19 protein-coding genes and 2 pseudogenes are annotated in these 21,739 nt (G+C 65.0%); 14 read left to right on the forward strand and 7 right to left on the reverse strand.

All coding sequences use genetic code 11. The features are described from left to right. The first annotated feature begins 213 nt into the window (after positions 1 to 213). The 8 genes and pseudogenes from M2437_RS07640 to M2437_RS07675 all read left to right on the forward strand — a co-directional run bounded on the left by M2437_RS07640 (position 214) and on the right by M2437_RS07675 (position 6,294). The gene (locus M2437_RS07640; protein ID WP_253387019.1) at positions 214 to 846 is read left to right on the forward strand and encodes a recombinase family protein; all 633 of its coding nucleotides are present in this window, start codon (positions 214 to 216) and stop codon (positions 844 to 846) included. 10 nt (positions 847 to 856) lie between these two features. Next, positions 857 to 1,501 (forward strand): hypothetical protein, encoded by a 645-nt coding sequence (locus M2437_RS07645; protein ID WP_253387020.1) that lies wholly within the window; start codon positions 857 to 859, stop codon positions 1,499 to 1,501. Positions 1,502 to 1,751: 250 nt separating this feature from the next. Further along, positions 1,752 to 2,330, forward strand: coding sequence for a hypothetical protein (locus M2437_RS07650; RefSeq protein ID WP_253387021.1), 579 nt, complete (start codon positions 1,752 to 1,754; stop codon positions 2,328 to 2,330). After that, positions 2,327 to 2,944 (forward strand): hypothetical protein, encoded by a 618-nt coding sequence (locus tag M2437_RS07655; protein ID WP_253387022.1) that lies wholly within the window; start codon positions 2,327 to 2,329, stop codon positions 2,942 to 2,944. Before M2437_RS07650 ends, M2437_RS07655 begins: the two co-directional genes overlap by 4 nt. Positions 2,945 to 3,178: 234 nt before the next feature. Next, positions 3,179 to 4,798: a hypothetical protein gene (locus tag M2437_RS07660; RefSeq protein WP_253387023.1), complete on the forward strand. Its 1,620-nt coding sequence runs from the start codon at positions 3,179 to 3,181 to the stop codon at positions 4,796 to 4,798. A gap of 202 nt (positions 4,799 to 5,000) precedes the next feature. Next, on the forward strand, positions 5,001 to 5,285 hold the full coding sequence (locus tag M2437_RS07665; RefSeq protein WP_253387024.1) for a hypothetical protein: 285 nt from the start codon (positions 5,001 to 5,003) through the stop codon (positions 5,283 to 5,285). Between the two features lie 325 nt (positions 5,286 to 5,610). Beyond that, positions 5,611 to 5,886, forward strand: a pseudogene (locus M2437_RS07670) (hypothetical protein). A 210-nt stretch (positions 5,887 to 6,096) separates the two neighbouring features. Further along, a complete protein-coding gene (locus M2437_RS07675; RefSeq protein WP_012255907.1) occupies positions 6,097 to 6,294 on the forward strand; it encodes a hypothetical protein in 198 nt (65 codons plus the stop codon). Between the two features lie 613 nt (positions 6,295 to 6,907). On the opposite strand, the gene M2437_RS07680 is transcribed toward M2437_RS07675, so the two are convergent. The 3 genes from M2437_RS07680 to M2437_RS07690 all read right to left on the reverse strand — a co-directional run bounded on the left by M2437_RS07680 (position 6,908) and on the right by M2437_RS07690 (position 9,351). Further along, a complete protein-coding gene (locus M2437_RS07680) occupies positions 6,908 to 7,081 on the reverse strand; it encodes a hypothetical protein (protein WP_015952957.1) in 174 nt (57 codons plus the stop codon). A gap of 82 nt (positions 7,082 to 7,163) precedes the next feature. After that, positions 7,164 to 8,165, reverse strand: coding sequence for a hypothetical protein (locus M2437_RS07685; protein ID WP_253387025.1), 1,002 nt, complete (start codon positions 8,163 to 8,165; stop codon positions 7,164 to 7,166). A gap of 592 nt (positions 8,166 to 8,757) precedes the next feature. Continuing rightward, on the reverse strand, positions 8,758 to 9,351 hold the full coding sequence (locus M2437_RS07690) for a PAS domain-containing protein (RefSeq protein WP_076641606.1): 594 nt from the start codon (positions 9,349 to 9,351) through the stop codon (positions 8,758 to 8,760). A 103-nt stretch (positions 9,352 to 9,454) separates the two neighbouring features. Here M2437_RS07690 and M2437_RS07695 point away from each other — a divergent pair, with 103 nt between their 5' ends. Together M2437_RS07695 and M2437_RS07700 are read left to right on the forward strand one after the other, a co-directional pair. Beyond that, positions 9,455 to 9,790 (forward strand): hypothetical protein, encoded by a 336-nt coding sequence (locus M2437_RS07695; protein WP_253387026.1) that lies wholly within the window; start codon positions 9,455 to 9,457, stop codon positions 9,788 to 9,790. Between the two features lie 630 nt (positions 9,791 to 10,420). After that, positions 10,421 to 12,352, forward strand: a complete 1,932-nt coding sequence (locus tag M2437_RS07700; RefSeq protein WP_309247820.1) for a LuxR C-terminal-related transcriptional regulator — start codon at positions 10,421 to 10,423, stop codon at positions 12,350 to 12,352. A 43-nt stretch (positions 12,353 to 12,395) separates the two neighbouring features. On the opposite strand, the gene M2437_RS07705 is transcribed toward M2437_RS07700, so the two are convergent. Next, positions 12,396 to 13,268, reverse strand: a complete 873-nt coding sequence (locus M2437_RS07705; protein ID WP_277570246.1) for a Crp/Fnr family transcriptional regulator — start codon at positions 13,266 to 13,268, stop codon at positions 12,396 to 12,398. Between the two features lie 353 nt (positions 13,269 to 13,621). Between M2437_RS07705 and M2437_RS07710 the strand changes: the two genes are divergently transcribed. The 3 genes from M2437_RS07710 to M2437_RS07720 are packed head-to-tail and all read left to right on the forward strand — an operon-like array spanning position 13,622 to position 17,012. Further along, positions 13,622 to 15,520 (forward strand): MHYT domain-containing protein, encoded by a 1,899-nt coding sequence (locus M2437_RS07710; RefSeq protein WP_253387029.1) that lies wholly within the window; start codon positions 13,622 to 13,624, stop codon positions 15,518 to 15,520. Positions 15,521 to 15,522: 2 nt separating this feature from the next. Beyond that, positions 15,523 to 15,969 (forward strand): response regulator, encoded by a 447-nt coding sequence (locus tag M2437_RS07715; protein ID WP_015952952.1) that lies wholly within the window; start codon positions 15,523 to 15,525, stop codon positions 15,967 to 15,969. Next, on the forward strand, positions 15,966 to 17,012 hold the full coding sequence (locus tag M2437_RS07720; protein WP_253387030.1) for a response regulator: 1,047 nt from the start codon (positions 15,966 to 15,968) through the stop codon (positions 17,010 to 17,012). The genes M2437_RS07715 and M2437_RS07720 overlap by 4 nt, the downstream gene beginning before the upstream one ends. A 220-nt stretch (positions 17,013 to 17,232) precedes the next feature. Here the strand turns inward: M2437_RS07720 and M2437_RS07725 are convergent, their stop codons facing one another. Both M2437_RS07725 and M2437_RS07730 read right to left on the reverse strand, forming a co-directional pair. Continuing rightward, complete coding sequence (locus M2437_RS07725; protein WP_003598276.1) at positions 17,233 to 17,499, reverse strand: hypothetical protein; 267 nt, start codon at positions 17,497 to 17,499, stop codon at positions 17,233 to 17,235. 154 nt (positions 17,500 to 17,653) lie between these two features. Next, positions 17,654 to 19,615, reverse strand: a complete 1,962-nt coding sequence (locus M2437_RS07730; RefSeq protein WP_301292891.1) for a cytochrome C oxidase Cbb3 — start codon at positions 19,613 to 19,615, stop codon at positions 17,654 to 17,656. 287 nt (positions 19,616 to 19,902) lie between these two features. Here M2437_RS07730 and M2437_RS07735 point away from each other — a divergent pair. Beyond that, positions 19,903 to 20,650 (forward strand): annotated as a pseudogene (locus M2437_RS07735) (sigma-70 family RNA polymerase sigma factor). Positions 20,651 to 20,792: 142 nt separating this feature from the next. On the opposite strand, the gene M2437_RS07740 reads toward M2437_RS07735, so the two are convergent. Next, on the reverse strand, positions 20,793 to 21,632 hold the full coding sequence (locus tag M2437_RS07740; RefSeq protein WP_012255895.1) for a class II glutamine amidotransferase: 840 nt from the start codon (positions 21,630 to 21,632) through the stop codon (positions 20,793 to 20,795). Positions 21,633 to 21,739: the final 107 nt, after the last annotated feature.

The raw sequence follows: 21,739 nt of genomic DNA on the forward strand, positions 1-21,739 counted from the left end.
GGAACAACCTAGAAGCTAAGGAAGCGCTGGGCGAGTGTGGCTGTCCGAGCCCTCTGAGAGCCTAACGCACACAGGGAATCAGTAGATCTGTCTGTAAGGGTATACCGCAGCGGACAGCCGGGAGGCCGTCCGAAACTGTGTCCGTAAGGGTTGACCCGACCATTCGGACACGCTTATATACGGACATCAACACAGCGGACACAGCCAGCCCCGATGCAGACCGTTCTCTACATCCGCGTCTCCACCACCGAGCAAACCAGCGAGCATCAGCTCAAGCAGGCCCAGGGAGCCGGGTTCAAGGTGGACGAAGTTGTAGCAGACGTAGGCGTGTCAGGTGTCACGACCGTTCTGGCCGAGCGCCCGCAGGGCAAGCGATTGTTCGACATGCTCCGGCGCGGCGACACGCTCGTGGTCCGCTGGGTGGACCGTCTGGGCCGCAACTATGCCGACGTGACCGACACGATCCGCGAGTTCATGCGCCGGGGCGTCACGATCAAGACGGTCATCAACGGCTTGGTATTCGACGGAGCGACTGCGGACCCGATGCAGGCCGCCGTCCGGGATGCCCTGATCGCGTTCATGGCCGCGACCGCTCAGGCCCAGGCCGAGGCGACAAGGGAGGCACAGAAAGCCGGCATCGCGCACGCCAAGGACCGCGAGGCAGCCTACCGGGGCCGGAAGCCCAGCTACTCGCGCGAGCAGCTTGAGGCCGTCCGCGATCTGCTCGCTCAGGGCGCCAGCGTCTCGGCCATCGCGAAGGAAACCGGCCTGAGCCGGCAGAGCATCTACCGCATTCAGGAGAACCCCGCCGAGTCCGAGGCCGCGCTTGCCCGCTGGGCCGCGTGAGAAGGAGAGCATGACCGTGACCGCCCTGTCAGCGAAGCGCCGCTACGTCCGCCTCAGCGAGGACCAGTGGGCCGAGGCCGAGGCCGCGTGGACTTCCGGCTCGGCGTCGCTCCCCGAGCTTGCCCATCGCTTCGGTGCGACCGAGCGCGCTCTACAGGCCCACTTCGCGAAGCTCGGGCTGGAGAAGGGGTCAGCCGCGAAAACGCTTGCTGCCAAGGTCGCTGTCAGGGTGAAGGAGCAGCAGGAGAGCGATGTCGGCACGCTCACCGAAAGAGCGCTGACGATCCGCGAGACGACCTACAGCTACGCGACCAAGATCGAACGCATGATCGTGGAGCGCCTGGACGCTGCTGCCGCTGATCCGGATCAGGTCTACGCTGCCGCAGCATCCGTCAAGATGCTGACCAATGCTGCTGCTGCCCTCGAAAGGATTCACACGCTCAAGCGCAGCGCTCTCGGCATCACCGATGAAGACATGAACACCGATGAGGTTCCCGTGCTTGTCATCAAGAATCTCTCTGACATCGAAGTCGCTTCCATCCGTCAGCGCCAGAGCGATGAGGATGAGTTCGACAATGATTCAATCGAGGGAGAAGACGAAGCGGTCGAGGCACCCGAAGATGAGATCGTGTGCGAGAACGGCGATTCCCACTGAGGCATTACACTGGCTGCCACTTGTCAGATCAGCATGGGAGGGGTGGGGTAGGAAGACGAAGTCCTAGAAAAATTCGACTTTGCCGTAGGGTATCCAGTATGTGCCCACGGCTGATTTTCAGCCACGAAATCTTAAACGCGCTCTAGCGTTCTCGTTAAGTTCCTTGAGAAAGTCACGTCGAACATCTTGAAGGCCCCGGTCGCCAAATATATAATTTTGGCTTCCGTGACCAATGGACACCAACGCGACCATGACCGTTCCTCTCGTGAAGCCGCCCCAGAGTATGCTGGGGCTCCCCGCCGAACGCCTCACCCAGCTTCGCGCCCTTGCAGATCGGCGCGGCGTCAGCGCCGTCGAGATCGTTGAACGCGCGATCCGCAGCGCTATCGAGGCCAGGGAGATCGAAGACGACCTGCCCGGCTTCTGTGAGATCAGCATCGTTGACGACGACCTGATGGCCGTGTCGCTTCGCGGCGAAGACCTTCCGCTGCTCAACCGGGATCAGGCCGGGCGTCTCGCGACGCTGGTAGACGCCGCTGCCGGCAACGAAACCGCGCTCGGTAAGGACTTCAAGGTTGGCAAGGGTTTCGGGCTGGACCTCGGCGGCGACGTTCAGGTTGTTGTTGGGCGGCATGCGCGGGCCGTGATTCTTGCCCTTGTAGACGCCCGAACGAAGAAGCCGACGTTCCGCACCGCGACCTCTTTCGGCATCGCGACCGATTTCGCCCGTCTGCTTCGCAAGCACGCTGCCAGCCTTAGCCTTCCCATCCGCGCGATCATGGGCATCGCCGCGTCGAACAACGCGACCGGCCAGGAGGCTCAGTCGTGAACGCCCTTCGCCTCGCTCTCGAAGAACTCCACCGCGCTGACGTTCTCAAGCGTCTGGTAGCCGGTGCGACTACGGGTGACGCGGACGCCTTCCTTGGCGCTGCCGCCCAGCTTACATGGTCGGGAGGATGGGCGGACGCCCTGCGGGCACTGGTGCCCCTCGGAACCGTCCCCGACACGATCCGGTCAGCATTCCAGGGCGCTTGGCAGAACAGCGCCGTGGACAACCTTGGAATGAAGCGGACCCTGACGCTCGACCTGCTGGGCGAGGATCACTTGCTCGCGGACGGGCTCGCGATCCTTCTCCCGGCCCCGTCTGGCTCACTGCCTCCGGTCCACTACCGGGCGCAGTCTCTGCGGGACTACAACGCGGGCCGTATCGGTTGCTGGTGGACCCCGGACCGCGAGTTCGCTGACGCTCTCTGGCTCGCCACGTCCGGGGCAGGGGAGCACGTCGGGCATCACGTCCTGCTTGCGACCGAGGTTCCTGCCACTGCGATCATTCAGGGCACGGCGGAAGACATCGAAGCCTGCCTGGACCCGCGCCAGCTCACGTCGATCCGCGTGATCGGGGTGTGCAGGGACGACTACGAGCCGGAGCAGATCGCAGCCTGAAAAGGATGAGCCGCCTGCCCCGGCCAGGGCAAACGGCTTGAACCACGTAACATGCTCGTCTTACATAAGATTTCTCCGCTCCCGGCGCAAGCCGCGACGCACCAGAGCGCTGCTGCTCGGGTGCTCTCGTCGCACGCCCATGTCCCAGTCCCGGCCCGGGCCAACGACGACGTAGCTGACTACCTCGACCGGGAGCTTGCTGACCTCCCGATCGACTTCAACCACGTTCCTCCCGTGCCCGTCGTCACCAACCTCGACGGCTCCCCGGCTGCGCCCGAACCCGTGTCTGTGCTCGATCCGGCGACCGGAACCGCACCGAAGGCCCGAAACCGCCCGATCGCCGCTCGGATCGACGCGGGCGACGCTCCGCGCGTCGTCGCGGTCAGCCCGATCCCCAGCGAGGCCGGCAACGACAACGACGCAGGCCCCGGTGTTAAAAAAAAGCGGAGCGCATCTGGTCGGGTCAGCCTGCTGGGCGACCGCGCTTTCCTCAACGACTACAAGGCACTTACGGGCATCAGCGAGGGCATCGCCCCGGTGCAGGCGGGCGTGTCGTCTATAGTAGGTATGGGAAGGAGCTCTACACCTACAGACCCTCTACCCTCCTTCATTACGAAGGCCCCGCGCCCTTGGGCCAGTGCTACCGACGAGACCAAGGCCCACTTCGCCCTTGAAGCTCTCCGGGCCCGTGGTCCCGTCGTCGCCTTCACCGCCTGGACCTCGCAAGAGATCAGCGACCGGACCTATGCGAACGGCAAGCCGCCGCTGCCCTGGCTCCGCAAGCGGGTCGCAGAAGCTCTTGGCGCTGCCTTCGGCACTGTCGAGTTGTTCGAGACCATCGAGGAGGAGGCAACCGACAGGGACGGGACCCGGAAGCGCCGGCTGCATCTGCACGGAGCACTGAGCCTCGAAAACCCGAGCCGGCGCCGCCTCGCGCTGCTCCGGAAGGTCCTCCGGCACGCGATGGGGCCGTGGGACGGCAACGCCCTCAAGTCCCAGGTCAAGCTCAAGCTCGACCCGAACGCGGGCTGGGCGAGCTACTGCACCAAGCGCTCCTGGCTCGCGCTGCCCGGCATCCGCGACCGTTTCGCCTGCGACCGCGCCGGCTCCCCGTGGCGTCTCAGCTTCGACGGTCCGGTGCTCACGATGACGAACGGCATCCGGGCAGAGGCCCAGGTGCTTCATCAGAAGGCCCGCGAGATCGTGCAGGAGGCCCGTCAGCGGGCGGCGACGCTTGGGACGCCCGAGACTGCCCCGGCGCTGCCCGAGCCGACCCGCGAGCCCGCAGGGATTCCGGAGCCGGCATCCGGATCGGATGCTGCTACTCCGGCGAGACCGGCGCGGGTCGAGATCCAGGCCGAGATCTACACCGGGCTTGCGTTCACCGCCTCGCCGCTGCTTGCACTGGACGGGCCGTTCCGGATGGCGTCCACGGCCCGGTCCAGGGGACCGCCCGGCTGCGTTCTCAGGCTGTCAGCGGGTCCGGACCCGCCCCTGTCCGAAGGCCTGCTCATACGTGAGATCGCCGAACACGAACTGCCCACGCTTCCCGTTGCTGAGGGCGACGATGGCCGATCCGGTCATGAAGCCAGCCTGCCGCGTGACGATGGCTTCCCCGTGAACCCGCGGCCCGCAGGTCACGGGGATGATGATCGTCGGGTTCGGGTCGCGGACCGACCACGTTCCGGAACAACGGATCGAGCCGGGGAAGGCGACCCAGAACTCCCCGACGCCCGTGTTGTAGCCCGTCGCCTGCCCAGCCGCAGCGGCGCCATTTGTAAGCTGCCCAGTGATGGGGATCGCGAAGATGGGCGCGGGCTGGGCGAGCGCTGCACCGGGGAGGAAGAACGATAGGAGGACAGGCGCGAGCTTCTTCATGCGCCGCCCGTAGCGTCCAAGGCCGAGCTTGTCACTATGTCGCTGCCGCATAGGCACTATCGTCAACAAGCTAACGCAGACAAGTTCAGTCACTGCTGACTGAACTATAAATCCACAATTTTGTTGACGATCCGAGACCCATCGACCATTCAACTGTCGACGGAAAAGAAGTCACACGATGCGAACCGGGCCGGCATTGGGGATCACCATGCACATGAGAGCGTTTGAGGTTGGCGATCGGCACGCCGATCTTTGGGGGAAGCTGTCTATTGTCTCCCGCCGCGTCGAAGGGCCGGAGGACCGGACGGTCGCTTTCCATCCCGACTTTGGTCTCAGCGTCATCGACCATCACGGACTGGAAAATCGGGTTCTATGGTGGACGGCGCGACCGATCCGAGAGCCCGACACGGACGAATGGGCCGAGATGGACGCGTTGCTCGCCGAGCTTGACCAATCCTCGTGACTGGATCGTTGGCGCCGGCATGGACGCCGGGGCGCTGACCCAGTTCTCGCGCGGTCGGACCGAATCACTCCGCCCCAGGCCCCGGAGCCAGACGTCCGGGGCCTTCTTCATGCCCGCGACCCATGCCCTGGCCGCTACAATTCACACCCATTCCAATGCTACAAAGGAGGAATTTATTCCCAGATTAACCATTGATTTCATTGGGAAATTTGGCGATCTCTAGAATTCAATCCTCTCTCGCAGCACCATTCTTCTCAATGACATCGCTGTCGTTTTGTGGAGTGCTCTGAGGTTCTCAGGAACCTGAGCACCCAGCACCGAACCCGTGCACGGGCTTGCGACACGCCGAATCCCCACCGCCGGCGAACTCTTCAAGGCCAAGGCCGTCGCCGACGATCAGGTGAACGCGGCAGTCGACGCGCACCACGCCGATTCTGGCACCATCACTCACCCGAACGCCGACGGCTATGGTCTCGACCTCGCCGCGGCCGTCGCTGAGCACGGCTGAGCGAGTTCGGTCATAGCCAGTCCCAAGAGCAGTCCAAGCCTGACGCGCGGGGCGACCCTACGCGCACGGGCCAGAAGGCGTGACCGACCCTAACGCCAGGGTCCGGCGATACACCTTCGAGCCCGGCCCTGACTTCTCGCTATCGATCCGCGAAGAGAGCATCGGCTAAGCCTCGTTCTCGCGCGATGGCTGGTAGACACGTCGGGAGAAGATTTTGCCACTTTCACAGCGCGTAGAACGCTTTTGTCCCGCTCCACGTTGAGGAGGGCTCAGCGCCCAAGCCAGTATCTTCGGGAGCCAACGATGACTGAAGCCGAGCGAGAGCACGAGTGGAACCGGGATCGATTGCTGGTCGAGATTGCAGAGGCTGTCGAAAGAATGCTGGAGCTGACACGGCACACGCATCCTTCCGGGTCAATGCTCACGCTCGGCGCAACTCAACAGCAGGATAGGCTGGAAGCGGCTCGAGAACGGTTCGTGGGCTCGATGGAGAAGCAGTAGCAGCCGCGCTAGAGCTGTCCCTTCCACGGGTAGTCTGCGGGCTTGAGAACCGCACCGTGGCATAAACTTGACGGACCGGTGAGCCGGAGGCAATCCGGCGTCCCTATGCGGTCGGCCCCACGATCAGCCGGCGACCCGGATGCTCTTTACCGAACTCGCGCCGAGCGCGCTTCCGCCCCAAGCCGCCGAGTTGCGCAAAGCCGTCGGCGCCCTGCGCCCCAACTCCTCGCCATGGCGATATCTCGGCACACTGCCTGAGCGAACACCCACGAGGCCTGCACCGACGTCATCGAACGCCTTAGGCGCCGGGCGGTGCCACAGATCTTCGGAGTCCATTCCGGGCACGGCACGTTTCGTGTCGGCCGGTGTGAGATGAAGATAACTGGCGGGAACAAGGCGATCGGCATCGCGCCGAACGGGATCCTGCTCGGCCATGTGAGCGGATACCGAAACACGCCCGGCGCACGTGTCGGCGTCTCGGCTTGGGAGTTCGCGACGCGAGCGGCCGGACACTAGAGTCGAAGTTGCGAGACACGTCCGGCGGCCTTCCGGCTCCGGGCGCGCCAAGCAGGATCGGTCGAATAGCGATCTCGCTATCAAACGCGACGAGTTTTCAGTTCGCGTCGAATGCGGCGTCCTCTTGGGGCGCTGCATTTACTGTCAGGCTATAAGTGTCGATGGAAGAGACGGGCCGCGCTTCGGTCACTGGCGGCGCCGTGAGCATTGTGATCGTGAAAGCTGCGGCGGCCAGAGCGAATGCTGCTGCGAACGTGAATGCTTTCCTCATGCATGCCTCCCGGCAGGCTGACGCGCCGTTCACTGGAGAGCGAAGGCGTCGTGCATAGAAAAATCCTTACTTTTTGGTCGAGTCAATACAATAATGGCGAATCGACAAATGTTAGAAGGATGATATTCGCATCGCAGGACTGATCTCTGATGGTCGCCAATATTGAGATTACACGCCCATCAGCAAGATATTTTCCGCAACATTTGATTGCGGGCCGGTTCGTAGCGCGCGAGCAGCAAACACCGAAGCTTCGTCGCCGCTGGCGAGGCTGAAAGACGATACGGTCAGCCGTGCGCGACCGGCTATTCACCCACCTGATTCGTGTAGCGCGGCGTGCGCTTTTCGAACGTCGTCCAAGGCCGCCGCTGCGGCGCGAGACTCGCCCGCGCCGGCACGACGCCGGCGCGTCCGAAGCGGGCATAACAGGAGGCGATCGCGCCCACGAGCCACGTCGGGCGCTGGCGATCGAGCCGACGGACGAGCGGTCGGCGCGCTCGTCCGTTCGAGCCGGGCATGCGCGCCTCCTGCTGATCGCCGGGGTCATCTTGTCCGTGCGACGCAGCTCGTGGGCATCCACCGTGCCCGCGCCGACCTGCTCCTGAGCCGGGACGAGCTCGGTTGCCTCGCCGGCGCGGTCGTCGAGGTCGAGCCTGCGGAAGATCCGGGCCGCGATGTCATCAGCACCGCCGGCCGCCTTGATGACCGCGGGCGGCGCGGTGTCGATGACGTACTGCGTGCCCTTCGCGATGACCGGCACCGCGACGTTGACCGAGAGGGTCTTTCCTCTAGCCGCACCGTTCACTGCTTTGCGGCGGTAGCTGACAGCCCGCTCAAGCCTCATCTCGACCCGACGCTGCGACAGGAATAGGGCCGCCCAGGGGTAGACGTTGCGGGCGGCCCAGGTGATCGAGGCCGCGCTTATCGGCAGGAGGATCGTCAGGACTGGATCGCACAGCGACACGGCCGGCGCGACGAGCCAGTCGCCCCAGGGCAGGATGACGGCCTTATCGCCGACGACAGCGACCTCAATGGCAAGAGCGGGAGATGTAATCCAGGCAAGCGCCAGCGCCGCGAGCAGACGCACTTAGATCATGGTGGTGATCCTGATGGTGGCATGCGCGGCGGGCCCGGACGGCTCAGGATCGAAAAATTCACGACAGGTGCCGAGAAAAGCTTGAGCGCCGAGCAAATGCAGGGCATGGAGCCTGACCGCCGCGTCGATTTCGTCTGACCAGCGTGTACGACCGCTGCGCTGACTTCGTCTGGCCAGCGGTCGGCAAATTGCCCCTCAATCAGCGCGCTCCATAAGACCAGTCAGGTCACATCCTCCCGCGCAGGACGCGTGTACGAGGGCGGCTCAGCGTCACGGACGCTTATTGGACGCGATGACCGGCGATGTGTCCGCCCGTTCTGAGCGGATCGCGATCGTGAACACGGAGCCAGAACTGCGCGGCGTTGCCGGATCGTGGCATCGGTCGCGCCGGGCCCGTTCCGAATGGCGACGAACTCGGCGAGCAAGCGGCGACTGATCTCGTCGAAAGGAACCTTTCTGAGGAGGTAATGAATCGTCACGCGTTGCAGCGGAAGCCTTCGATTGCCCGGCCTTCGAAGCCGGCTCGGTGAGGAGACGATCCAACGCTTCGATCAGAAGATGACCGCGAAAATTCAATAAATATTTAGAAACGACTCCGTTTGGCAAGGGCACGCCCGACGGCCCAAAGTAGACCGTCGATGGCCGACCGCAGAGCTGGCCCATCATGCCCTGCAACGTCATCAACTGCACGGCGTGCTTGAAGGGCATAGGTCGCGATCTGATCGAGCGGCGGTTCGTTCCGGTTTGGTCGGACGAAGAGTGCGCGATCTTCCGCCTGCCCGTTCAGTTTACCTTCGGTAATATCAACGACAATGCCTCGTCCGAGGACTTTTCCTGTTTGAGTATTGCGCTTGTAGTGCCCCCGAGCCAAGACCCAACGAATGCCACGTTCGACGGAGCGCACGCGATACTCAACAACGAACAATCCGCCCTGCTCACAGACGCGATCGATGTTGGTAAAAAACTCGTCCTGGTCGGCAGGAAGAATCGCTTTCGTGTAAGCCGCCAGAGGCAATCCTATTGCGGCCTGCACTGGATCGAGACCGAACAACGCAGCGGTGATGGAGTCAGCAACGGTGCGATCGTTTGCGAAATCCGTTTCCCAAATGCCAACCTGAGACGCAATCAAGGCATCCGGCAGAAATCCAAGCCAGTATCGCTTTGTATCATACGGCATACTGTGACACCCAAGCGACGCTTAAAATATGTAGACGACTAAAGGAAAAACTTCCGTCAAGCTCCATACTGGTCGTTCTGGCAGCGAGGGGAAGTCGTAGGGCATGAGCACAGATTCTCTCCCGCGCTGTAATCAGCTGACTTCCATGACAGATTCGATGCGCCTGCGAGAACTCGCGGATGCGCTTGGCGTTCCAGTAGCTGCGTTCGAGGTTTCGAAAGAGTTTCAGCCCCTCAATGCAGACGCAGACGTCAATCACTGGTTGTTGATGCTCGACATACAGGGCAAACCGGTCATCCACCGGATCGGAGAAGATGCTGGTCAGAACACGACGGAGGAAAGAGTTTCGGTCTTTCTGCGACGCGAACAAGAAAGTCCCGCGCGTGATGCACTCACCGCTCTCATTGACCAGCTTCTCGTAATGCATCTTTCGGGTTGATACCGGCTGCTTCCCACCTCGACCTAACTGCGCATCCAGGATTGTCGAGGCAATGTTACGCCCCTCCCGGCGGGCAGAAATCCCTGCCTCCCTTCGCGCCGGGGCAAACTCTCATTCCGTGTGGGCCGAGCCTCGATCCAAGGCGATTCCTACGGCATCCGACACGCGCGTCGTCCAACCCAACCCCATCCCGAGCTCTTCCTACGTGCGCTGACCCGTCGATCGACCCGATTCGCATTATACCCGTTTCCTCGTGGGATAAGTTGGCACGATTTCTCGAGTGACGCGTTTTCGTCCAAGCAGGCTGGACTTGGACTGCAACGACCCTTCTCACGGATGCAGTCTCCGGCGCTAAAAACAACGCAATTCCGACAATGTTTAAGCCGTGCCGGCGATTTGTCCACAAACACTTAAAGATGATTGTTATTCAAAATGTTTAGCAGAATGAAAATGCGACATGATTATCATCAGAGACGTATTAGTCATTTATCGGCGACACTATGAGCTTACTGATTCACTTCGTGCCGGGCCTATTTGGATAAGGCCCGAGATATCCATCAGCTGCCTCTATTTACGCATGCCTGGTTCGAAGTCGCATGCCGTAAGGGGATCGGGGCGGGAGTTCACCCAATGAACTCCTCCGGGACGGGTCCGGACACCAAATCCGACCGATCGCCTGATGTCGCTGCAGCGAAGCGGATCGCGGCGATCCCGACCATGCTCGAGATCGTCTGTCGCTCCACGGGTCTAGGCTTTGCGGCTGTGGCGCAGGTGACGGACGAGACGTGGCTGGCTTGCCGGGTCAGGGATGACGCCGGTTTCGGCCTTCAGGCAGACACCGTGCTTGGCGCGGACGCGATGCCCTGCCGGGAAGTGCGGCGGCATCGACGGCCGGTCGTCATCGACGATGTTGGCCCGGATACGGCGGTGCTTGGACCTTCGAGTTCCGGATCTCTCGGCTTTCGCAGCTACATCTCCTTTCCGATTACGATGCCGGAAGGGGAGATCTTCGGAACACTTTGCGCCATCGGAAAGGAGCCCGCCGCGCTGGATCGCCCGGAGATCACGGGCCTGTTCCAGCAATTTTCCGAACTCATCGGGCTTCTCCTCGACGCGCAGCGGCAGCCCTCCGTCGCCCGCCCTCGGCCTGAGGAGGCGGGGTTCGCATCGTGGGAGCGGAACGAGCCGTTGAGGGCGCTGATCGATCACCTGCCGGTCGGCGCTGGGCTGTTCGGGTCCGACGGTCAGGCCCTCGTCGCAAATGCCCTTCTGCAGCCTCTTCTGTCACAGGGCCGCGTGCCCGGTGCCGATTCCGATGCGGCCCCGCATTGGACCGGCTATGCGGGGGACGGCACCGTCCTCGATCCGCGCGATCATCCGTTTGCACGGGCCTTGCGTGGCGATCGCGTCCCGGGCACGCGCTTCCATCACCGCGGGGATAACGGAACCGGGCGGTGGACACGGATCAGCGGGGTGCCTCTCCCGGGGACGACCGACAACGCACGCACCCAAAATGGAAAGGAGCCGGCCGTACTCCTCTTCGTCGAGGAAGAGCGCGAGGTGGCAGAAATCCGGCGCGCGAGCGACCAGCGCTTCCGGCGGTTTGCCGAACATTCGACCAACGTCTTGTGGCTCGCCGACTTGGAGAGCCGCCGACTGACTTACCTCAATCATGCCCTCCAGCGTGTCTGGGGCGTCGCGCCGGAGCGGCTGCCCTCCCTCGAAAGCTGGCTTGAAACGATCCATTCGGACGACCGCGACAGCGTTGAGCGCACGCTCGAACGGGTCTGGGATGGTGAGGCCGTCGTCCAAGAGTACCGCATCCTGCGCCCGTCGGACGGCGCTGTGAGGCGGATCCGCGAGACAGTCTTCCCGATCGCCAGGGAGGATGGCCGCGTTCGCCAACTGGGCGGCATCGCCGAAGATGTCGTGGGTCACACCGGCGCACGGATCTACCTCGTGGATGAGGATGCGCCCGCGCGACGAGCGCTGCTCGGGCTGCTGCAACGCGCTGGCTACGAGGTGCAGGTCTTCGCGAAGGCCGCAGCGCTGGCGGAGGTCGCAAGCGCCCTGCAGCCGGGTTGTGTCATTCTCGACATCGAGACCGCCGGACCGGAGAGCCTCACGGTGGCGAAAGCGCTCAGGGCCGGCCGGCTCGCGCTGCCGGTGCTCGTGATCGGGCGCAGCCAGGGCGATGTCGGCTTCGGTGTGCGCGCCATGAAGGCCGGCGCCGTCGATTACCTTGAAAAGCCGTGCGAGCCGGCAGTGCTGCTTACCGCCGTCTCGACCGCGTTGGCCGAACTGCGCACCGACACCGAGCGCAGCCACGCACATGACGACGCCAAGCTTCGCATCGCGGCCCTTTCGCCCCGAGAACGGGAAGTTCTGGAGGGGCTGCTGGCAGGCGGCACGAACAAGTCGATCGGCCGGGCACTCGGCCTCAGTCCGCGCACCGTGGAGATCCACCGAGCCCGCGTGATGGAAGCGCTCGGGGCGCGCACCCTGCCGGAGGCGGTGCTGACGGCGGCCAGGGCCGGGGTACAGCCCACCGACAGTCAATGAGGGGCGAGGCGAGGGAGAGACGCCGCTTCGGCGCCGAACGTCGTCAGGCGGTGAGTTTGTCGATGGCGGAGGGCCGCAGCGGGACCGCGGCCGGCTCCAGATAAGACGCATCGTATTCGGCCAGCAGCCTGAGCCCCTCGGGCTTCAAGATCGTGAGCCTGCGGCCGGAGAGCTCGATCAGGCCATCGCGACGCAGCTTCTGCAGGACGCGATTGATGTGAACGCACGACATGCCGAGTGTGTCGGCGAGATCGGCCTGCGTGATGGGGAAGCTGTACTGATTACCGGGGGCGAGACCGGCCGTCCGCAGGCGCAGCAGCATCTCGCAGAGGAAGTGCGCCAGCCGCTCGGGGCCGGACCGGGAGCCGAGATTGGTGATCCATTCGCGCAGGGTCGCCGCCTCGGTGAGCCGAACCATCTGCAGGGCGCGGGCGATCCGCGGACGTCGCCCGATGAGATCTTCGTAGTCGGCACGTGGAATGAAAGCGAGTTGGCAGGCGGTCAGCGTTCCGACCGCGCAGTCCAGCGGCAGGCGGAAATCGAGATCGAGTTCGAACAGGTCCCCCGGTAGAAGGTAGGCCGTGATCTGCCGGCGCCCGTTCGTCAGGAACTTGTAGCGGCAGGCAAAGCCATCGAGCACCAGGATGGCGCTCTCCGGGACGTCGGACTGGTGCAAGAGTGGCGTCTGCGCGGCGAAGCGGCGGCCGTTTGCGGCCCATTCTTCCAGGTCCAGCAAATCGCCAGGAGTCAGATCCACATAGGTCGCAAGCTTGCGTGCCAAGGGATCACGCAACGGCTGCTCCATCCGCGCGCTCTGGACCGTCTCCGAAAAGACAGGCCCGAGGGCTTGAGACGCGACGGTCCCATCCTCGTCGAGTGGCGCTCGACCGGATGAGGCCACGAGCGGCGAGGTCATGAGGCAATCCGATCGCTTCTGCCGCATTTGGTTCTGGTACTCAGCCTGACTAGTTCGCCATCCGTGCGACATTCCGCGCATGGCCGCATCTGTTTCCTACCTAAGGTAGTTACCGAAGCAAGCGGGTTGCAGGCTTTTTCCGATCTAAAACGCTCGCATCACTTTTTACGGTACCGGGCGGGACATGATCTCAGTGGCGGGCCGCGATAGCGTCAGACGCGCCGGCACGATAACTGAAGTGGATCTCGGGCAGCCGTGCCGCGCCCGGCTCGCGTCGTCGCGGTTCGTAGAGCCGACCCGACGGCGCTCGTGGCGCAAGAACGTATCGACAGCCTACGAGATTCGGCACGACGATGGTTTCCACCGGCTACAATCCGGCTCTCGTGGCGCTGTCCCTCGCCATCGCCGTGCTCGCCTCCTACACGGCGCTCGATCTCGGCGGCCGCGTGCGGGCCGCCGCAGCCGGACTGGGCTGGGCTTGGCTTCTGGGTGCCGCCCTGGCGATGGGGGGCGGCATCTGGTCGATGCACTTCGTCGGGATGCTGGCCTTCGAGATGGGCCTGCCCGCCGCCTACGATCTCGGCCACACCCTGCTGTCCCTGCTCATCGCGGTCGGGACGACCGGCGCGGCCCTGGCCTGGGTCGGCCGTCGACGGGCCGGCCGCTGGGACGTCCTCGTCGCCGGCCCCGTGATGGGGATCGGCGTGGCGGCGATGCACTATACCGGGATGGCCGCGATGCGGATGCCCGGCCATCTCGCTTACAGCGTGCCGGTCGTCGCGCTCTCGGTCGGGATCGCCATCACCGCGGCGACCATCGCCCTGTGGCTGACCTTTCGGCCGACGAGCGTCTGGCAGCGCTTCGCGGCCGCCCTGATCATGGGCGTGGCCGTGGCCGGGATGCACTATACCGGCATGGCGGCCGCGACGATCACCGCCGAGGAAGCCGGCGCCCATTCCGCCCATCTCGCCGCGACGAGCGTGGATCAGCAGAATCTCGCCCTCTACGTCGCCGGGGTCACCTTCGTGATCCTATTCCTCGCGATGCTCGCCTCCGCTTTCGATCAGCAGCGGATCCAGGGTGAGTTACGGGCGAGCGAGGAGCGTTTCCGGGCCGCCGTACAGGCCGTGCGCGGCGTGCTGTGGACCAACGACCCGGAGGGGCGGATGACGGGCGAACAACCCGGCTGGACCGCCCTCACGGGGCAAACCCGCGCCGAGTACGAGGGCTTCGGCTGGGCCGACGCCGTGCATCCGGAGGACCGGCAAGCGAGCGTCGAGGCCTGGAATGCGACCGTCGCCGCCCGCAGCACCTTCCTGCACGAGCATCGGGTGCGCGCCCGGGACGGCCTGTGGCGACATTTCTCGATCCGCGCGATCCCCGTGCTCGACCCGCACGGCGCCATCCGCGAATGGGTCGGCGTCCATACCGACATCACCGAGCAGCGCGAGGCCGAAGCCGAATTGCGGGAGTCGAACGAGGAGATCCAGCGCTACGCCTACATCGTCAGCCACGACCTGCGCGCGCCGCTCGTCAACGTCATGGGTTTCACGAGCGAGTTGGAGGCGGTGCGCCAGGAATTGCGCACAGTCCTGCGCGACCATCCGCAGGGCGCGCGGATCGATGAGGACATCACCGAGGCGCTGAGCTTCATCCAGGCGGCGATCGTCAAGATGGAGCGGTTGATCGCCGCCATCCTGAAGCTCTCGCGGGAGGGGCGGCGCCGGTTCAGCCCGGAGCCGCTCGCGATGTCATCCGTGATCCGCGGCATCGCCGACGCGCAGCGTCATCAGGCCGGGCGCAAGGGTGTGACAGTGACGGTGGCCGACGATCTTCCCTCGATCGTGGCCGACCGGCTCGCCGTGGAGCAGGTCTTCGGCAACCTGATCGACAACGCTCTCAAATATCTCGATCCGGCCCGTCACGGAACGATCGAGGTCACGGCCCAGCCTGCACCCGGCAACCGGATCCGTTTTGACGTCTCCGATACCGGGCGAGGTATCGCACCGCAGGATCATGGCCGCATCTTCGAGCTGTTCCGGCGGTCCGGCACGCAGGATCAACCGGGGGAGGGGATCGGGCTCGCCAGCGTGAAAGCATTGGTGCGCGCGCTCGGCGGCCGGATCGAGGTTTCGTCACAACCCGGTGTCGGCACAACCTTTATCGTGACGCTGCCGCGCGAGCCGGTTACAGGCCGAGGCGGGGCCGCGACACTCGATCCTCCCGATACGATGACCCTGGCCGCGGAGTAGCGATGCAGCCCCCTTTTCATACCGTCAGCATCGTGATGATCGAGGATGACGAGGGTCATGCCCGGCTGATCGAGCGCAACATCCGGCGCGCGGGGGTCAACAACGAGATTCTGCCGTTTCGCGACGGGACCTCGGCCCTCGAATTCCTGTTTGGAGCCGACGGCACCGGCGAGGTGAGCGGGCGGCGCCACCTCCTGATCCTGCTCGATCTCAACCTGCCCGACATGACCGGCATCGACATCCTGGAGCGGATCAAGGCCAATCCGCACACCAAGCGTTCGCCGGTCGTCGTTCTCACGACCACCGACGACAGCCGCGAGATCCAGCGTTGCTACGATCTCGGGGCGAACGTCTACATCACCAAACCCGTGAACTACGAGGGCTTCTCCAACGCCATCCGTCAGCTCGGGCTGTTCTTCTCGGTCATTCAGGTTCCCGAGAACTCATGAGCGACGCCCCCGCCGCCTCCTGCCGCATCCTCTACATCGACGACGACCCTGGGCTCGGGCGCCTCGTGCAGCGCTCGCTCCAGGCACGGGGGCACCATGTCGAGCTGGCAGCGAGCGGCACGGACGGGCTGGCGCGGGCGCAGGTGGGCGAGATCGACCTCATTGCCCTCGACCATCACATGCCGGACCGGACCGGGCTCGAATTGCTGCCGCTGCTCCGGGCCCTGCCGGACGCGCCGCCGGTGATCTACGTGACCGGCTCCGAGGATAGCCGTGTGGCGGTCGCGGCCCTCAAAGCGGGCGCGGTCGATTACGTCTGGAAGGACGTGCAGGGCCAGTTCCGCGAATTGCTCGGCGAGGCGGTCGATACCGCCCTGCGTCAGGAGGCGCTGCGGCGCGACAAGGAGCGGGCGGAAGCCGCCGTCCGCGAGGCGCGCGACCGGGCCGAGCTGCTGCTGCGCGAGGTGAACCACCGCGTCGCGAACTCCCTCACCCTGGTCGCAGCGCTCGCCCGGATGCAGACCAACGCGGTGACGGACCCGGCGGCCAAGGACGCGCTGGAAGAGATGCAGGCCCGCATCTCGGCCATCGCCGGCATCCACCGCCGGCTCTACACGTCGGAGGATGTCGAGGCCGTGGAGCTCGATGCCTACCTGACCGGGCTCGTCGAGGAGTTGCAGCTCGCGATGAAGGCGTCGGGGCGCGACCATGCCATCCGCCTGCACGCGGAGCCGATCCGGCTGGCCACCGACAAGGCGGTCTCGCTCGGCGTCGTCGTCACCGAACTCGTCACCAACGCCTACAAGTATGCCTATCCCGCCGAGACCCAGGGCGAGATCCGCGTCCAGGTGATGCGCGAGAGCCCCGACACGCCCTCGCTCGCCGTCGAAGATGACGGGATCGGCTGGACAGGGGAGGGGGAGGCCAAGGGCACCGGCCTCGGCTCGCGCATCATCCGGGCCATGGCTTCCAACCTGCGCTCGGTGCTGACCTACGTTCCCGGCTCAAGCGGAACCCGCGCCGTCTTGTCGTTCCAAGCCTGACTCGGAGTGATGGCCCTGGAAGCGGCGCCTGAAGCGCAAGGTTGCAGGGCACTTTCTCGATTCAATGGATGAACCGCGCCCGACGAAGCCGGTTACCCGCTCAACAGGTCTCCTGCCTGTTTCTCCGAGACTTCGACCCGCCCGGCTCGGCCGGCGCGGGCTTTTTTGTGGGGTCTCGCGATCCGAAACGAAGAGTCCGGCTTCAGCGAAACCCGGCTGTTCAGAACCGGCGGCAGCGAACCGCGTCGTCGGCCGGCGAGGCGTGTACGACCTGTCCGCCCGCCGCCTCGCAGGTCGAGCGGAACGAACGCTCGGAGCGATGAAAGCCCCAGATGGCGACCATCGGCGCGACCATGATGAACACGGTCATGCCCATGATGAAGGCGGGAAACCAATCCGGCATCCGCGGAGGCGATGGCGGCTCCGGCCGGATCGGCGGCATCGGTGCCAGGAAGGCCAGGAGCGGGAGCACGTCCAAAACGCTCATGGTTCGGGCTCATTCGCTGGGGTGGCTCACGCCGTGGGAGAGCCACGGTTTCCGGATCGATCGAGGTTAACCAGCCGCAGCCGCGTCGGATCACCGCGAAACGCAATCCGGGCGATGCGTCGCAGCGGCGGCCTCGACCGAGGGAGGGTCGCGGTCATGGCACCGGCACAGGTTCGGTCAACCGGTTGACCGACAGAAGATAGGCGACGAGATCCGCCTGCTCCTCGCCTGAAACTCCGGCCTCAGTATCGGCCCAGTAGGCGTGCCCCTCGCCCGTGACGCGCGCGGTGCGCGCCTTCGCTGAGGCCTTGTTCGCCGCGACGACCTTTGCGCGGAGGTTGCGATCGACCAGCGCCCGCAAGCTGTTGGCCGGATCGGGCGGGATGCCCGCATCGAGCGTGCCTGGAACGCCGAGCTGCGCGTCGGCGTCGGCACCGACCGCGACGCCGGAATCGTGGAGATAAGGTGCGCTCCAGGCCAGACCGACGAGGTTCGGCACCTTGTAGCCGCCCCCGGTGCCGGCATGGGCCCAGGCGAGCTGCACCTGCTTGAGCGCGTCGCCCTCCAGGGGGATCGGCACGAGTTTGGGATCGGGCGGAAGCGGGAAGGGCGTGTCGGTGGCAAAGATCGTCGGCGGGGCGAGGCGCGCTTCCATCCGGACGGTCGAGTGCGCACGGCTCGGCTGCGTGCCGATCTCCCCCACGGGGATGACCCGATGGTTGGTGAGCGCCGGCCCGGAATGGCAACCGGCGCAGCCGGCGCGCTCGAACACCGCCCGCCCTTTCTTCACCCGCTCGGCATCGAGGGAAGGCTCGGGCGCGCGCAACAGGTTCTGGAAAGCCGACATCGCGTTGTTGGCGTAGTTGGCCGGCTCCCCGGAGACCGAGGCCAGCAGGCCGTTATCGGTCATGTAATTGGTGGCGGGGAACGACGGCAGCACGGCGTAGCTGTTGAGGCCCGGCGCCCCCGGCGTCGGGTCGGCCGCCCCCAGCACATCCGTCGGGCGCTTACCCGAGGCAGGATCGTAGCGCAGGGCCGCCACCGCCGCGCCCTGCAGAACCGTGCCGAGATAGACCTGCGGATCGAGCCCGAACAGCGTCTTGGCGGCTTTCGTCTGCTGGGTGGTGTCGGAATTGGCCGCGTGGACGTTGTTGTTCAGCGCCGACAGCCCTTTGAATGGTCCGATCCCAGCACGCCCGCTCCAGCTATAGGGCTCGCCGTAGGCCGAGAAACTCGACGGGATCGAGGTCGGGTTGGTTTCGCGATCGGCGGAGGAATCGAAGCTGCCAGCGGGCCAGCTCGCGACCTCCACCTTGGCCGCGGCCTCGAACCGGGCGGGATCGGGGAGGGCGGTCTTCGCACCGTCCTCGGTGGTGACGCTGCGGGCCGGATCACCCGGATGGGCGGACGGGTCGGCGCTGCCATGCATGAAGTAGGCGGTCGCGTTGCTGGCGAGCGCCATCAGCAGACCGGCATTGAGATCGGTGTTGGGCGCGCCCTCCACCACCTTGCCCGATTGCGGATCGACCGCCGTGTGACACAGCGCGCAGGTGATGCCCATACGCAAATGTCCGCGGTCGTAGAAGGTACGGATGCCGAGGATGAATGGGGAGCCGCGCGGCACGTCGAGGCCCGTCGAGACGAGTTCGCCCGTCTTCCAGACCCGATCGCCCACGGTGACGTCGCGGGCCATGCGGACCTTCAGGTTGGTGGTGCCGGCGCCGCCGAGCATGAGAATGGCGCGCGCCACCTCAAAGGGCGTCAGCCCCCCGTCGAGCATGCCCATCACGTCGGAGAGAAACACTTCGTTGCCGAACGTCTCGCGGTAGAACGCTTCGCGGCCCCGCTTCACCAGCGCGTCGTCGATCGCCACGGCGCCGCTCTCCGGCGACAGGGCGTTGCGTCCCTCCGGTGTGGCTTTCAGCCGCTCGGCCTCGTCCCGTGCGATGCGGCGGCCGAGGACGTCGAAAGCGGTCTCGATCGGAGAGCGTTCGGGATTGAGAAGGTCGTCCGCCTCCGGCATCGGCGCGTAGCTGAAGCGGGCGAGAGAGCCGGCGACGAGAACGGTGCCGATGGCGGCCGCGGAAATCACGATTACCCGAAGTGGCCGACCCATTACGATGCACGATCCCCCTCACGACACGGTCGCGAAACTGCGCAGTTTCAACCGTGATCGCCGCCGTTCGTTCGACGCGACTGGAAAAAAAGAACGTGAGGCTGGCTTTCACACGGGTTCGACCGCGAGCGCCGTTGGATTTGGACCGCCTGCCTATTCGTCTGTACGCCGATACGCTCTTTCGAGCCCTGATAATCTATGTTGGCGCAGGGGACGGCAAATCGCGAGACAAGTCCGGCGTTGGGGCACGAACCCACGCGCGCGTCCGTGACCAGCCACAGGACCTGATGCCAAAGACGACCCTCGACGACCTCGCCTTGCACCCCGATGACGAGGTGCCGACGCTCCCTGCTGCTGTCCAGCAACGCCTCGGAGCGCTTCTCGCCGATGCCTATGCGCAGATGCCGGGGAATCCGGGTGTCGAAGCCGGTCGCTTCGACGCCTTGCTGGCCAGGCTGGAGACCGTCCTCGTCGCCCAGGAAGGGAAGGACGAGGAATCGTTCCGGTCCGCCATCATCGAGATGACGCCGCGCCCTCTACAACTTCGCCATGTCGCTGACGAAGAACCCGTCGGCCGCCGATGACCTCGTACAGGATACGTTCCTACGGGCATGGCGCAGCCGCGCGCGTTTCACCGTCGGCACCAATCTCGGCGCGTGGCTGTTCACGATCATGCGCAACGCCTTCTACTCGCGCCACCGCAAGGAGGTGCGCGAGGTCGCCGACAGCGACGGCGATTACGCCGAGCGCCTCGCAGCGGCACCCGAGCAATCGGGCCATGTCGATCTGATGGATGCGCAGACCGCGCTCGCCAAGCTTCCCCTGCCGATGCGGCAGGCGTTGATCCTCGTGGCGATCGAGAACCTCAGCTACGAGGAGGCGGCGACCGTCATGAACTGCCGCATCGGCACGGTGAAGAGCCGGGTCTGGCGTGCCCGGGAGCAACTCGCGCAGATCCTCGGCTACAGCGCCGCCGATGTCGGCTCCGACAGCATGACGCTGTCCGCCGTCAGCGGCTCGACCTGGATGGCCTAAAGCGCAACCCGACGAAGCGGCCACCGCTTCGTCAAAGAAGATGCGTCAATACAACGACCGAGGGGCGCCGACCTGATGCAATCAGGTCGGTTATAGCCCCTCAGGATCGAAGGCGCCGAGCGCGGCTCGGCGCCGTACCTGGTCACGCGCTCATCTGCATCTGCAGTTGCGGCAGGCGGGACGTCCGGGCGAGGCCGAACTCCTTCAGCGATACGACCTCGACCAGCGCGTCCTTACGGGCGATCACGACGCTGTTGTCCGGCACCGGGGTCCAGGTCGCGTGCTCCTTGTCCAAGGGCTCCGAAACCACCACGACGCCATCCGCCGATTGGCGGTAATACATGCTGTTGGCCGCATCGTTGGCCGCGTAGCGGAAGGCGTAGAGGTCGCGTCCATCGGCAAGCGCCGCGGTGAAGCGGAACGGGTGCCCGCCCTCGATGCCGCCCACCAGTTCCGTCACCGCAGCGAGCGCCCGCGTCGTGGCGGTGATCGGGTCGCGCTTCACCTCCGAGGCCATCAAACCCTGGCCGAGGATCGCCAGGAACAGCGCCTCGGAATCGGTCGTACCGTTGCGCGAGGGATAAAGTTCGTCGGGAATCAGCGCCTCGATCGGCCGGCGCAGCCGCGCCCAGTCGCCGATATACCCGTTATGCATGAACAGCCACGGCCCGCAGGCGAAGGGGTGGCAGTTCGGCCGGGTGATCGGCGTGCCGGTCGCCGCCCGCACATGGGCGAAGAACAGGTGCGAATGCAGGTGGCGGCAGATGTAGCGCAGGTTCTCGTCGGACCATGCCGGCTGCACCTCGCGGAAGCGGCCGGGTTCGGGATGGTCACCGTACCAGCCGAGGCCGAAGCCGTCGCCGTTGGTGCTCGCAGTCGATTCGAGCGCCTTGATGCTCTGCGAGACCAGCGAATGCGCCGGCTCGGTCACGTAATGCTCGAGCGGGATCGTGCGGCCTCGATAGGCGATCCAGCGACACATCGTTTGGGGTCTCCCGCAGCGTTCCAGCGCAGTGCGCATCGGCCAAGATCGTGGAGAATCCAAGATCGTGGTGGATCAACGTCACTGTGAGTGATGCCGCCCGCGCC

It is taken from the genome of Methylorubrum pseudosasae (assembly GCF_029504475.1).
GTDB classification, from domain to species: Bacteria; Pseudomonadota; Alphaproteobacteria; order Rhizobiales; family Beijerinckiaceae; genus Methylobacterium; species Methylobacterium extorquens.

Excerpts from the sequence above, each read along its gene's own strand:
- M2437_RS07640 (WP_253387019.1), top strand. The coding sequence starts at position 214 with ATGCAGACCGTTCTCTACATCCGCGTCTCCACCACCGAGCAAACCAGC.
- M2437_RS07645 (WP_253387020.1), top strand. The coding sequence starts at position 857 with ATGACCGTGACCGCCCTGTCAGCGAAGCGCCGCTACGTCCGCCTCAGC.
- M2437_RS07650 (WP_253387021.1), top strand. The coding sequence starts at position 1,752 with ATGACCGTTCCTCTCGTGAAGCCGCCCCAGAGTATGCTGGGGCTCCCC.
- M2437_RS07665 (WP_253387024.1), top strand. The coding sequence starts at position 5,001 with ATGCGAACCGGGCCGGCATTGGGGATCACCATGCACATGAGAGCGTTT.
- M2437_RS07675 (WP_012255907.1), top strand. The coding sequence starts at position 6,097 with ATGACTGAAGCCGAGCGAGAGCACGAGTGGAACCGGGATCGATTGCTG.
- M2437_RS07680 (WP_015952957.1), bottom strand. The coding sequence starts at position 7,081 with ATGAGGAAAGCATTCACGTTCGCAGCAGCATTCGCTCTGGCCGCCGCA.
- M2437_RS07690 (WP_076641606.1), bottom strand. The coding sequence starts at position 9,351 with ATGCCGTATGATACAAAGCGATACTGGCTTGGATTTCTGCCGGATGCC.
- M2437_RS07695 (WP_253387026.1), top strand. The coding sequence starts at position 9,455 with ATGAGCACAGATTCTCTCCCGCGCTGTAATCAGCTGACTTCCATGACA.
- M2437_RS07700 (WP_309247820.1), top strand. The coding sequence starts at position 10,421 with ATGAACTCCTCCGGGACGGGTCCGGACACCAAATCCGACCGATCGCCT.
- M2437_RS07705 (WP_277570246.1), bottom strand. The coding sequence starts at position 13,268 with ATGACCTCGCCGCTCGTGGCCTCATCCGGTCGAGCGCCACTCGACGAG.
- M2437_RS07710 (WP_253387029.1), top strand. The coding sequence starts at position 13,622 with ATGGTTTCCACCGGCTACAATCCGGCTCTCGTGGCGCTGTCCCTCGCC.
- M2437_RS07715 (WP_015952952.1), top strand. The coding sequence starts at position 15,523 with ATGCAGCCCCCTTTTCATACCGTCAGCATCGTGATGATCGAGGATGAC.
- M2437_RS07720 (WP_253387030.1), top strand. The coding sequence starts at position 15,966 with ATGAGCGACGCCCCCGCCGCCTCCTGCCGCATCCTCTACATCGACGAC.
- M2437_RS07725 (WP_003598276.1), bottom strand. The coding sequence starts at position 17,499 with ATGAGCGTTTTGGACGTGCTCCCGCTCCTGGCCTTCCTGGCACCGATG.
- M2437_RS07730 (WP_301292891.1), bottom strand. The coding sequence starts at position 19,615 with ATGGGTCGGCCACTTCGGGTAATCGTGATTTCCGCGGCCGCCATCGGC.
- M2437_RS07740 (WP_012255895.1), bottom strand. The coding sequence starts at position 21,632 with ATGTGTCGCTGGATCGCCTATCGAGGCCGCACGATCCCGCTCGAGCAT.